This window comes from Xanthomonas sp. DAR 35659, from assembly GCF_041242975.1.
Classification (GTDB): Bacteria; Pseudomonadota; Gammaproteobacteria; order Xanthomonadales; family Xanthomonadaceae; genus Xanthomonas_A; species Xanthomonas_A medicagonis.
This window is the reverse complement of the sequence record NZ_CP162488.1, coordinates 3,188,731-3,202,615: the sequence shown is the minus strand read 5'-3', so window position 1 is coordinate 3,202,615 and position 13,885 is coordinate 3,188,731. Positions and strand designations below refer to the sequence as shown.

Here is a 13,885-nt window from a genome sequence, read left to right as displayed (position 1 = left end):
GCAGGAACGCGGCCAGCAACACGTCGTTGATCCGGCCGTTGATGCGTTCCGGCGCCTGGGTCAACAGGACGCGGGTGGTGTCCGCGTCCAGGCAGGCCGGATGGGTGCGCGCCGTCGCCATGGTGTCATGGCGCGGATCGAGCGCGCGCGGCAGCCACGCGCCGCCGTCGCCGGCCAGCATCGTGCGCCACAGCGGCAACTCGTCGCGGCGCCGCCGTGCGGCCTCGGGCAGGTGCAGCGCCCATTCGCGCAGCGAGGTCGGGCTCGGCTCCAGTTCGATGCGGTCGGCGTCGGCCAGCGCCTGCGCGTAGGCCGCCTGCAGGTCGGGCAGCAGCACGCGCCAGGAGACGCCGTCGACGGCGAGATGGTGGATCATCAGCAGCAGGCGCGACCGCTCGCCGGCGTGGAACCAGACCGCCTGCAGCAGGCGCCCGGCAGCCGGGTCCAGGCGCCGCTGCGCGGCGTCGGCCTGCGCGGCGACCTCCGCGGCGGTGGGCGTGGCGCCGTCGATCGCCAGCAGGCAGTCGTCGGCGCGTACCGCGCCGACCGGCGCGATCTCCAGGCGTTCGCGGTCGAGCACGCGCAGGCGCAGCGCGTGGTGGTGGTCGAGCAGCGCCTGCAGCGCCACCAGCAGCGCGCGCGCCTGCAGCGCCGGCACCTTGAGCAGCATCGATTGCTGGTACTGGGCGCACGGCGCGTCCTGTTCGAACAGATCGCGCATGATCGGCGTGGCCGGCAGCGCGCCGACCGGCGCCACCGCCGGCGCGCAGGCGGCGCTCGCCTCGCTCGCCACCGCCGCCAGGGCGCGGACGCTCTGCTGCTGGAACACGTCGCGCGCGCTCAGTTGCAGTCCCGCCTGGCGGGCGCGCCCGACCAACTGGATCGAGCTGATGCTGTCGCCGCCGAGGCTGAAGAAGCCTTCGTCCAGGCCCACCGCTTCCAGGTTCAGCACGTCGCGGAACAGGGCGGCCAGGGTGCGCTCGCGTTCGCTGGCGCTCTCGTCCAGGCCGGCCGACGGCGCGGCCGCCTGCGGGGCCGGCAGCGCGTCGCGGTCGAGCTTGCCGTTGCGGGTCAGGGGCAGTTCGGGCAGGGCGACGAACGCCGCCGGCACCATGTAATCGGGCAGGCGTTCGGCCAGTTCGCGCTTGATCGTGGCCAGATCGGCCGCGTCCAGCGCCGGCGCGGCGAGGTAGGCGACCAGTTGCTTGTGCCCGGGCCGGTCTTCGCGCGCGATCACCGCGTTGGCGGCGAAGCCGAGCTGGGCCAGCGCGGACTCGATCTCGCCCGGCTCGATGCGGAAGCCGCGGACCTTGACCTGGAGATCGGCGCGGCCGAGCAGTTCGAGTTGGCCGTCGCGGCGCCAACGCGCCAGATCGCCGGAGCGGTACATGCGCGCGCCGGCCGCGAACGGATCGGCGACGAAGCGCTCCGCGCTCAGGCCTGGGCGGCCGAGATAGCCGCGCGCCAGGCCGGCGCCGGCGATGTACAGCTCGCCGACGGTGCCGGCCGGTACCGGGCGCAGGCGCGCGTCGAGGACGTGCAAGCGGGTATTGCGCAGCGGCCGGCCGACGCTCGGGCGCTCGTCGCCGTCGTCGAGGGCCAGGCCGGCGGCGTCGACCGTGTACTCGGTCGGGCCGTAGTAGTTGTGGCCGCGCACCGTGGCGTGCCCACGCAGGGTGCGCCACTGCGATGCGCCGATCGGCTCGCCGCCGAGGATCAGCGTACCCGGGCAGGGGCGGTCGTCGTGGCCGACGAGCAGGCCCAGGCGCTGCAATTGCTCGAAGTGCGTCGGGGTCAGGTCGAGCGCGTCGATGCGCGCGGCGCGAAGATGCGCCAGCAACGCGTCGCCCTCGCGGCGCAGCACGTCGTCGAACACGTGCAGTTCGTGGCCGGCGCACAGGAACAGCAGGCCTTCCAACGACGTGTCGAAGGCGAAGGTGGCGGTGAGGCCGAAGCGCACGCGGCCGCCGGCGTGGCGCGCGGCGTCGGCGATCAGGCCGTCGCGTTGCTGCTCGAACAGGTTGGCCAGCGCCGCGTGCGGCACCACCACGCCCTTGGGCTTGCCGGTCGAACCGGAGGTGTGGATCACGTAGGCGGTCTGCTGCGGATGCAGCGGCGCGCGGTCGCCGGCATGCCGGCCCACGCCGCGTTCGTGCGGATCGCGCTCGGGCATGCCCTGCAGTTCCGCGCGGCCCGCGTCCTGGTCGAGCAGCAACGCCGGGCCGGCGTGGGCGAGCGCGGCGCGGACCGCGGCGTGGCCGAGCAGCAGCGCAGGCGCGGCGTCGGCGACCAGCTCGCGCAGGCGCTCACCGGGATGCTCGGTATCCAGCGGCAGGCAGGCCGCGCCGGCCTTGAGCACGCCGAGCATGCAGCAGACCGTGTCGGCCGACCGCGGCAGGGCCAGGGCGACCCGATCGTCGGCACCGAGCCCGCGCGCGATCAGCGCATGGGCGATGCGGTTGGCGCGACGGTTGAGCTGGGCGAAGCTCAGCGACTGCGCGCCGCACACGATCGCCACGGCATCCGGCGTGGCGGCGGCCTGGCGTTCGAACCACTGCGGCAACAGCCGCCCGGACGGCGCCACCTGCGGTCCTTGCGCATCGCGCAGCAACTGCCGGCGCTCGGCGTCATCGAGCAGCTCGACCTCGCCGATGCGGCGGCGCGGATCGGCCGAGACCGCTGCGAGCATGCGCTGCAGGCACAGGCCGATGTGCCGGGCGGTGTCGGCATCGAACAGGTCGCTGGCGTACTCGATGCTGGCATGCAGCCCGGCCGGCGCGCCGCGCGCGTCGTGGGCTTCGCTGAAATCGAAGCTCAGGTCGAATTGGGCGACGTCCAGCGCGAACCCGGCCGGGCGTGTCCGCAGTCCGGGCAGGGCGAGTTCGCCGGCGGCGTGGTTCTGCAGCGACAGCATCACCTGGAACAGCGGGTGGTGGGCCATCGAGCGGGCCGGCTGCAGCGCATCGACCAACCGCTCGAACGGCACGTCCTGGTGCTCGTAGGCGGCCAGATCGGTCTCGCGCACGCGCTCGAGCAGCTCGGCGAAGCGGGGATCGCCGGATAGGTCCGTGCGCAGCACCAGCGTGTTGAGGAACACACCGACCAGCGCGTGCAGGACCTCGTCGCTGCGGCCGGCGATCGGCGTGCCGAGCGCGATGTCCTCGCCGGCGCCGAGCCTGCCCAGCGTCGCCGCCAGCGCCGCCTGCAGCACCATGAACACGGTCGCGCCCTGGCGCCGGGCCAATGCGGTCAGGCGGGCGTGCAGCGCGGCGTCGATCGACAGCGGCACCCGGCCGCCGCGATAGCTCGAGTGCGGCGGCCGCGGGCGGTCGCACGGCAGCGCGATGCGTTCGGGCAACGCGGCCAACTGGTGCTTCCAGTACCGCATCTGCTGCGCGAGGCGGCTGCCGGGATCGTCCTCGTCGCCGAGCGTGCGGCGTTGCCACAGGGCATAGTCGGCGTACTGCACCGGCAGCGGCGCGAACATCGGCGCGCGGCCGCGCAGGCGCGCCGCGTAGGCGTGGCTGAGGTCGCGCGCGAGCGGCTGCAGCGAGGCGCCGTCGCCGGCGATGTGGTGCAGCAACAGCAGCAGCGCGTGGCGCTGCGGGCCGAGTTCGATCAGGCGCGCGCGCAGCGGAAGCTCGCGGGTCAGGTCGAAGCAGTGCGCGGCCGCCGCCGACAGTGCCGCGTGCAGTCCGTCGTCGTCGCCGCGGGCGCGGTGCAGCCGCAGCGCCGCCTGGTCTGGCGGCAGCACTCGCTGCTGCGGCGCGTCGCCGGCCGGGAACAGGGTGCGCAGGCTTTCGTGGCGCGCGACCACGTCGTTCAAGGCCGCTTCCAGCGCGTCGGCGTCGAGCTCGCCGTCCAGGTGCAGCGCCAGCGGGACGTTGTAGGTCGCGCTGGGGCCTTCGAAGCGGTGCAGAAACCACAGCCGCTGCTGCGCGAACGACAGCGGCAGCAGGGCCGGACGCGGCTGCGAGGTCAGCGCTTCGCGCGCGGCGGCGCCCGAGGGCAGTTGCCGCGCCAGCGCCTCCACGTTGGGCGCGTCGAACAGCGCGCGGATCGGCAACTCGACGCCGAAGGTCGCGCGGATGCGTCCGATCAAGCGGGTGGCCAGCAGCGAATGGCCGCCGCAAGCGAAGAAATCGTCCTCCACGCCGATCCGTTCCAATCCCAGCACGTCGGCGAACAGCGCGCACAACAGTTGCTCGGTGGCATCGGCCGGGCCGCGCGACTGCGCCGGCACGGCGAACTGCGGCGCCGGCAGCGCCTTGCGGTCGAGCTTGCTGCCGTTGGCGGTAAGCGGCAGCGCAGCGAGCGCGACGAATGCGGCCGGCACCATGTAGTCGGGCAGGCGCCGGGCCAGGCGCTTGCGCAGCGCGTCGCCATCGACGGGTTCGGCGCTGACCAGGTAGGCGACCAACTGCGGATGGCCCGGGCGGTCCTCGCGCACCAACGCCACGTTGCCCGGATAGCCGCAGTCCGCCAGCGCCGATTGCACTTCGCCCAGCTCGATGCGGAAACCGCGCAGCTTGACCTGCTGATCGACGCGGCCGAGATAGTCGAGCTGGCCGTCCGTGCGTCGCCGCGCCAGGTCGCCGGAGCGGTACATGCGCTGGCCGACGTGGAAGGGATCGGCGACGAAGCGTTCGGCGCTCAGGCCGGGCCGGTCCAGGTAGCCGCGGGCCAGGCCCGGACCGGCGATGTACAGTTCGCCGGCGACGCCAACCGGCACCGGCCGCAACCGCGCGTCGAGCAGGTACAGGCGGGTGTTGGCGACCGGGCCGCCGAGCGGCGGCGCGGCGCCGGCGAGGCCGGCCGCGTCCAGCGCCTGGCTCATCGTCGCGCAGATGGTGATCTCGGTCGGGCCGTAGGCGTTGACCAGGCGGCGGCCGTCGCGCGACCACGCCGCGGCGACGTGTGCGGGGCAGGCTTCGCCGCCGACGATCAGCGTGGTCGGCCACGGCGATTGCGCCGGATCCAGGCTGCCGAGCGCGCTCGGCGGGATCAGGCTGTGGCTGATGCGCTGTTCGCCCAGCACGCGCGCCAACGCGGCGCCGAGCAGCAGGCCCGGCGGCGGTAGCACCAGGGTCGCGCCGGCCGCCAAGCACATCAGGATTTCCATCGTGGCCGCATCGAAGCTCATCGAGGCGAACTGCAGCACGCGGCTGTCGGCGTCCAGGCCGAAGCGCTCGACCTGGCTGTGGACCAGGCTGGGAATGCCGGCGTGGGTGACGCACACGCCCTTGGGCGTGCCGGTCGAACCGGAGGTGTAGATCACATACGCCGGGTGCTGCGGCGACAGCGCCTGCATGCGCTCGGCGTCGCTGGGATCGTGGCCGGCGGCCTGGGCGATCTCGTTGCCGAACGCGGTCGTGTCGTCGATCAGCAACACGGGCGCACCCTGCGGCAGGCGCGCGGCGGTGGCGCCGGTGGTCAGTACGCAGCGCGCACGCGCATCGTCGAGGGTGGCGCGCAATCGGTCGTGCGGATGATCGGCGTCCAGTGGCAGATAGGCCGCGCCCGCCTTGAGGATGCCCAGCATGGCGACGATGGTGTCCACGGAACGCGGAATCGCCAGGGCGACGCGGTCTTCCGGGCCGATGCGGCGCGCGATCAGCGCGTGCGCGACGCGGTTGGCGCGGCGGTTGAGCGCGCCGTAGCTCAACGCGCCCTGGCCATCGGCCACGGCGATCGCCTCCGGCGTGGCGGCGGCGCGCTGCTGGAACCAGGCCGGCACGGTCAGCGCCGGCACGGCGCGCGCGCTGTCGTTGCAGGCGTACAGGACGTGTCGGCGCTCCTGCTCGTCCAGCAGGTCGAAATCCTCCAGGTTGCGCTGCGGATGCGCGGCGACCGCGCCGAGCAGCCGCGCCAGACGTGCGGCCAGGCAGGCCACGCTAGGTTCCTGCAGCCGCGCCGGGTCGAAGTTGAAACGCAGCGACAGGCGCTGCCCGGGCGTGACCAGAAGGCTCAGCGGATAGTGGGTGGCGTCGCTGCTGGCGAAGCCGCCAAGACGGAGCTCGCCCAGCGCGCTGGCCAGGCCGGCGTGGTCGACCGGATAGTTCTCGAACACGTACAAGGTATCGAACAGGCGCTCGAAACCGGCGTAGCGTTGCACCTGGGCCAGGTCGAGGTGCTGGTGATCCATCAGCGCGGTCTGCTGGCGCTGCAGTTCCTGCAGCAGGTCGGCGAAGCTTCGCTTGGGATCCAGGCGCAGGCGGGCCGGGACGGTGTTGATGAACAGGCCGATCATGCGGTCGGCCTCGGCCAACTCGGGCGGGCGCGCCGACACTGCGGTGCCGAAGACCACGTCGTCGCGGCCGAGCATGCGGCCGAGCAACAGGCCCCAGGCGCCCTGCACCAGGATGTTGAGGGTCAGGCCGAGGCGCCGCGCCAGTTGCGCGAGGGCGCGCGATGCGTCTTCTGGCAACTCCAGCGCGTGCTCGCTCTGGCGGCCGGAGGCGTGCGGCTGCGAGGGCAGCAGCAGGGTCGGCGCGTCGAGGCCGTCCAACGCGTCGCGCCAGGCGCGTTCGGCCTGCAGTGGATCGCGCGCGTGCAGCCAGCGCAGGTAGTCGCGATAGGCGCCAGGGCGCGGCAGCGCGGAACCGGAGTAGAGCGCGAACAGTTCCTGCACCAGCAGCGGCAGCGACCAGCCGTCGAGCAGGATGTGGTGGTTGGTGATCAGCAGGCGGTGGCGGGCGCGGCCGTCGGCGTCGGCGCCGAGCGCGAGCAGCGTGAAGCGCAGCAACGGCGCCTGGCCCAGGTCGAAGCGCTCGGCGCGGTCGCGTTCGGCGATGCGCATGGCCTCCGCCGCGCGCGTGTCGGCCGGATGCGCGGACAGGTCGAGATGGCGCCAGTCGAGCGGAACATCGCGTGGAATCACCTGCACCGGGCGCTCCAGGCCGTGGTGCACGAACCGCGCCGCGAGGTGCGGATGGCGCTGCATCAACGCATGCGCGGCCGCTTGCAGGGCGGCCGGATCGAGCGGTCCGTCGAGGTCGAAGCGCACCTGCACCAGATAGCAATCCGGGCCGTCGTGCGCGTACAGGGTGTGGAACAACAGGCCATGCTGCAGTGGGGTGAGCGGAAGCAGATCGGCGACGCCGCCGGTGTCGCGGCAGTCGCGTTCCAGCCGCTCGATCGCCTCCTGGTCGAGTGCGGTCGGCGCCACATCCGACGGACTCAGGCCGCCGCACTGCGCGTCGCCGGCGAGCGCGGCCAGCGCGCGCAGGGCGCGGGCGAAGGTGTGGGCGAGGTCTTCGATCTGCTCCTGCGCGAACAGCGCATGCGGCCACGACCAGGTGGCGACGAACTCGGGGCCGTCGTCGCGGTCCTGGACCAGGGCGTTGAGCTCGATCGCGTGCGCGATCGGCAGCGCCTCGGCCCCGGCCGGCGCGGGGGTTTCGGCGGCGGCGATCCAGTCCTCGCCAACGTCGCCGGATCCGGTCGCGGCGAAACGACCGAGGTAGTTGAAGCCGACCTGTGGCTGCGGCAGCGCCGCCAGGGCGGAGGCGGCCTGCGGATTGAAGCAGCGCAGCACGCCGTAGCCCAGGCCGTGGTCGGGAACGGCGCGCAGTTGTTCCTTGACCCGCTTGAGCGCGCGCGCGAGTTCACGCCCACCGCCGAGCGCCTGCGCCTGGTCGATGCCGTCCAGATCCAGTCGCACCGGATACAGGCTGGTGAACCAGCCCACCGTGCGCGACAGGTCCAGTTCGCTGTGCGCGGTTTCCCGGCCGTGGCTCTCCAGATCGAACAGCACGCCCTCGCAGGACTGGCCGGTGCGGCGCCGGCGCCAGTCGCGCAGGGCCAGGGCGAACGCACTGAGCAACACGTCGTTGATGCCGGCATGGAAGCGCGCCGGCAGGGTGCTCAGCAGCGGCGTCGCCACGGACGCCGGCAGGCGCAGGCTGAGGTGGCCGCAGGCAGCGCCGGTATCGCGGGCCGGATCCAGCGCCACTGGCGACAACGGCGGGTCGTTGCCGTCGGCCAGTGCGCGCCAGTGCGGCAGTTCGGCCAGACGCGCGGCCGCGGTCGCCTGCTCGCGCAGCTGCGCGCTCCAGGCACGCAGCGAGTGGCTGCGCGCGGCGAGGGCCGGCGCGCGACCGGCGGCGATGGCCTCGACGGCGTCGCGCAGGTCGGGAACCAGAATGCGCCAGGACACGCCATCCACGGCGAGATGATGGATGCACAGCAGCAGGCGGCCGCTGGCCGCGTCGCCGGCGTCGAACCATACCGCTTGCAGCAATGCGCCGGTGCCGGTGTCCAGGTCGCGCGCGGCCTGCGCGGCGGCGGCGTCGAGCGCGGCCTGCAGCGCGGCGTGGTCGAGCCCGGCGCTGGCGACCCGGCGCAGGCCGAAGCGCGCCTGGTCGGCGGCGGCGACCTCCAGCGACCAGGCGCCGTCGTCACGGCGCAGGCGCAGGCGCAGGGCGTCGTGGTGGTCGACCAGCGCGGCCAGCGCGGTTCGCAGCGTCGCCTCGCGCAAACCGCCCGGCACGCGCAGCAGCACGCTCTGGTTGAAGCCGTCCAGCGGCGCCTCGCGGTCGAGGAACCATTGCAGGATCGGCAGCGGCGCGAGCGTGCCGACCGGCTCATCGACAGGCGCTGGCGTGCCGCCTTCGGCATCGCGCGCGATCCGCGCCAGCGCGGCCACGCTCTGGTGCTGGAACACCTCGCGCGGGGTGACCAGCAGCCCGGCCTTGCGCGCCAGGCCGACCAGCTGAATCGACAGGATGCTGTCGCCGCCCAGGTCGAAAAAGCTGTCGCCGACGCCGACGCGCGGCAGGCCCAGTACCTGCGCATACAACGCGGCCAGGGTCTGCTCGCGCGGATTGCCGGCGGCACGGTGCTGGCCGGCAGCAAGCTCGGGCGCGGGCAGCGCCTTGCGGTCGATCTTGCCGTTCGGGGTCAGTGGCAACTGCGGCAACAGCATCAACAGTGGCTGCATGTAGTCCGGCAACTGCGCGACGAGCTGTCGGCGCAGGTCGGCGAACTGGTCGATGGCCGAGGGCTGGTTGGTGCAGGCCGACAGCGCCGACACCGGCGCGGCGCGGTAGAGATCGGCGACGACGCGACCGTCCTCGCGCCAGAACAGCAGATCGAGCGTCGCCGCGTCGCCGTCGCCGTTCCAGGTGCCGGCGGCGCGCAGCCCGAGTTCGGCCGCGCTGGCGAGCAGGCGCTCGCTGCGCGCCGCCGCTGGCCGCGTGGCGGCGTCGAGCAGGTGCGCGCGCGCGGCCGCCACGTCCTCGCCGTCGGCCAGCGCACGCAGCGCGTGGAACTCGGCGCACAGGTGATCGTTGGGCACGCCGGTCACGCGCAGGCCGTCGCCGCGTTCGCGCAGCAGTTGCGCGAACGCACCGTCGTCGGCAAGCGCGGGCGTCCACGCCAGCGCCGGCCAGGTCGCCGCCGAGCGCAGCGGTAGCGGGCCCTTGCGCAACACCACCTCGTAGCGATGGCGGCTGAGTTCGTTGGCGTAGTCGCTGCGCTTGGTCTGGATGTCGACCGCGCAGATCGCCGGCTCGCGCATGCCCAACTCGGCGAAGAATTCCGGTGCGACCAGCAATTCCTTCTCGGCCAGGCGCAGTTGTTCGGCGCGGCGCTGCACGGCGGCCGGGTCGGCGTCGGGGTCGGCCTGGTGCAGCGCGATCGCGGTGGCGAAGCTGCGCTGCAGGTGCAGGTTGCGCACGTCGCCCAGATACAGTGCGCCACCGGGCGCGAGCAGCTTCATGGCCTGGCGGATCACCCCGGCCAGGTACTCGCCGCTGGGGAAGTACTGCAGCACCGAGTTGATCACGACGACGTCGAAGCCAGTGCCCTGCGCCGAGTCGGCGTCGTCCAGCCCTGCGTCCAGCCCGTCCATGGCGTGGGCCGGGCGCACATGCAGCATCACCTTGCCGGCCAGCGCGGGTTGGTGCGCGACTTCGGCGCGCAGCCGCTCGACCGTGGCCGCCGACAGGTCGGTGCCATGGTAGGTGCGCACGTGCGGCGCGACCTGCGACAGGATCAGGCCGCTGCCGACACCGATCTCCAGCACCCGTGCGGGCTTGAGTGCGAGGATGCGATGCACCGTGTGCGCGCGCCATTCGCGCATCTGCTCCAGCGCGATCGGGCTGCCGTCGTAGCTGCTGTTCCAGCCATGGAAGTTCTCGCCGAAGGCATAGGCGCCGTCCAGCGACTCATCGCCGTAGAGATCCTGGTAGATGGTTTCCCATTCGCCGATCTGGCGTGCCTCGCGGTCCTGGTCGCGCGCCTCCGGCTCGCGCTTGAGCACGACATAGCCGACCAGCTGCTTGTGGCCTGGCACGTCCTCGCGCGCCATCACGACCGATTGCGCCACCGCCGGATGGCGTTGCAGCGCCGACTCGATCTCGCCGAGTTCGATGCGGAAACCGCGCAACTTGACCTGGTGGTCGATGCGGCCCAGGAATTCGAGCTGGCTATGCGTGTTCCAGCGGACCAGGTCGCCGCTGCGGTACATGCGCTGGCCGGTGGCGAACGGATCGGCGAGGAAACGCTCGGCGGTGAGCGCGGCGCGGCCGAGATAGCCGCGCGCCAGGCCGGCGCCGGCGATGTACAACTCGCCGGGGACGCCGCTCGGCACCGGCTGCAGGCCGGCATCTAGCACGTAGACGCGCGCGCCCCGGATCGGCGCGCCGATCGGCGCGTCGATCGCGCCGGCCAGCGGCGCGCTCATGGTCGCGCAGACCGTGGTTTCGGTCGGGCCGTAGGCATTGGTCAGGCGGCGCCCGCGCGACCATGCCTGCACCAGCGGCGGCGCGCAGGCCTCGCCGGCGACGATCAGGTCGCGCAGGCGAGGCAGCGCCACCGGGTCGAGCACCGGCAGCGCGGCCGGCGGCAGGGTCACGTGGGTCACGCCGTGCGCCTCGATCAGCGCGGTCAGGGCCTCGCCCGGTCGCACCTGTTCGGCGTCGCCGATCACCAGTGCCGCGCCGGACAGCAGCGCCATGCACAACTCCCAGAACGCGGCGTCGAAGCTCAGCGAGGCGAATTGCAGGACCCGCGCGCCGGGGCCGACCGCGAACGCGTCGATCTGCGCGGCAAGCAGGCTCGGCACGCCGGCATGGCTGACCACCACGCCCTTGGGCCAGCCGGTGGAGCCGGAGGTATAGATGACGTAGGCGGCCTGCTGCGGCGAGGCGATGCGTCCGCGCGGCGGCTGTGCCGGTTGCGCGGCCAGCGCCTGCGCGGTCTCGGCCGTGTCGAACAGCCAGGGCGTGACCCCGTGCGCGGGCAGGCCTGCCTCGATTTCGCGCAGGCTGATCAACTGCGCGGGCTTGGCGTCGGCGAGCATGTAGGCCAGCCGTTCCGGCGGATAGTCCGGATCCAGCGGCAGGTAGGCGGCGCCGGCCTTGAGCGCGCCGAGCGCGGCGATCACCATCTCCGGCGAGCGCGGCAAGGCGATGGCGACGCGGTCCTCGGCGCCGACGCCGCGCGCGATCAGCGCATGCGCCAGGCGGTTGGCGCGGCGGTCGAGTTCGGCATAGCTCAGGCGGCTGCGGCCGTACAGCAGCGCCGGCGCGTCGGGGTGGCGCGCGACTTGGCGTTCGAACAGTTCGACGATGGTCGCCAGCGCCGGCGCCGGCGCGCCGTCGCTGGCGCGCTTGTGCAGTTCGGCGCGTTCGTCCGCATCGAGCAGCGCGATGTCGGCGATGCGGCGCGCCGGATCGGCGCAGGCCGCCTCGAGCAGCCTCACCAGGCGCTGCCACAGCCGCGCCACGCTGGCCTCGTCGAACAGATCGCTGGCGTATTCGATGCTGCCGTCCAGGCCGGCCGGCGCGCCATCGGCCGCATGGCGCTCGCCGAGGTTGAAGAAAAGGTCGAACTTGGCGGTGCGGAAGTCGGCCGGGTAGTCAGAGACCTCCAGGCCCGGAAGTTCCAGCATGGCCTCCTCGACGTTCTGCAGCACCAGCCCGACCTGGAACAGCGGGTGGTGCGCGACCGAGCGCGCTGGATTGAGCAGTTCCACCAGCCGCTCGAACGGCGCGTCCTGATGGGTGTAGGCGGCCAGCGCGGTGGCGCGCACGCGGCCGAGCAGGGTGGTGAAGTCGGGGCGGCCGGACAGGTCGGCGCGCAGCACCAAAGTGTTGACGAAGAAGCCCACCAGGTCGTCCAGCGCCTGGTCGTTGCGACCGGCGATGGCGCTGCCGATGGCGATGTCCTCGCCGGCGCCGAGCCGGTGCAGCAGCGCCGCCAGGCCGGCCTGCAACACCATGAACAGGCTGGCATTGTGCTGCAGCGCCAGGCGCAACAGACGCGCGTGCAGCGGCGCGTCGATGCGCAGGGCCCACTGCCGTCCGCGCAGGCTGGCCACCGCCGGACGCGGGCGGTCGGTCGGCAGTTCGATGCGCTCGGGCAGGCCGGCGAGCTGTCCGCGCCAGTAGTCGAACTGCCGCGCGATCAGGCTGGCGGGATCGCGTTCGCTGCCGAGCAGGCGCTGCTGCCACAGGGTGTAGTCGGGGTACTGCACCGGCAGCGGCGCCCAGTCCGGTGCCGCGCCCTGCAGGCGCGCGGCGTAGGCGCGACCCAGGTCGCGCGCCAGCGGCGCCAGCGAGGAGCCGTCGCCTGCGATGTGATGCAGCACCAGCAGCAGCACGTGGTCGTCGTCCGACACGCTCAGCACGGCGACGCGCAGCGGCAGTTCGGCGGCGAGGTCGAACACGTGCAGGGCGCGCGCGCGCAGTTCCTCGTCCAGCGCCCGCGCGTCGACGCTGGCGAACTGGAGCACGTTGCGCGCGTCCTCGGCGGCGACGACGTGCTGGCAAGGCGTGCCGTCGATCTCCGGGAACACGGTGCGCAGGCTTTCGTGGCGCGCCAGCACGTCGGCGACGGCGGCGTCGAACGCGCCACGCTGCAGGCGTCCGCGCAGGCGCAGCGGCATCGGGATGTTGTAGGCTGCGCCGGCGCCGGCGCCGGCGCCGCCGTGGCCGGACTGGCGCTCGAACTGCTGGATGAACCACAGCCGCCGCTGCGCGTAGGACAGCGGCAGTCGCGGCGGTCGCGCCTGCGGGCGCAGCGGCGGACGCGCGCCGTCGGCGCCGGCCAGGGCCTGCGCCAGGGCCTCGACGGTTGGCGCTTCGAACAGCGTGCGCAGCGGCAGATCCACGGCCAGTTCGGCGCGGATACGGCTGACTAGGCGGGTGGCGAGCAGCGAATGGCCGCCGAGGGCGAAGAAGTGGTCGTCCAGGCCGATGGCCTGGCCATCGGCGCCATCCAGTCCCAGCACCTGCGCGAACAGATCGCACAGGTGCCGTTGCTGCGGTGTGCGCGGCGCGCGGTAGGCCTCGCGCTGGCGCCCGGGTGCGGGCAGCGCGAGGCGGTCGATCTTGCCGTTCGGTGTCAGCGGCAGCGCCGCGAGCGCGACGAACGCGGAGGGAAGCATGTGCTCGGGCAGGCGCACGGCGAGCGCGCGCCGCAGCGCGACGGCATCCAGCGAGTCGGCCACGACGTAGGCGACCAGGCGCTTCAACCCGTCCGCGTCGTCGCGCGCGACCACCACGTTGCGGGCATGACCGAGTTCGGCCAGTACCGATTCGATTTCGCCCAGTTCGATGCGGAAGCCGCGGATCTTGACCTGGTGATCGACGCGGCCGAGGAACTCCAGGCTGCCGTCGGCGCACCAGCGCGCGAGGTCGCCGGTGCGGTACATGCGCGCGCCGGCGCGCCCGGCGCCGGCATGCGGATCGGCGACGAAGCGTTCCGCGCTCAGGCCTGGACGGTGCAAGTAGCCGCGGGCGAGGCCGTCGCCGGCCAGATACAGCTCGCCGCTCACGCCAATGGGGACCGGCTGCAGCGCGGCGTCGAGCAGGTAGACGCGGGTATTGTCGATCGGCACGCCGATGCGCACCGGCTGGCCGCCGTGGACGGGACCGGC

General features: G+C 73.2%; 1 protein-coding gene (cut by both window edges). It reads right to left on the bottom strand.

The whole window is internal to a non-ribosomal peptide synthase/polyketide synthase gene (locus tag AB3X07_RS13420) on the bottom strand: the coding sequence, 27,792 nt in all, runs 737 nt past the left edge and 13,170 nt past the right edge, and what appears here is coding positions 13,171-27,055, spanning codon 4,391 (complete) through codon 9,019 (partial); reading right to left, the first codon wholly in view occupies positions 13,883-13,885. The start codon and the stop codon both lie outside this window.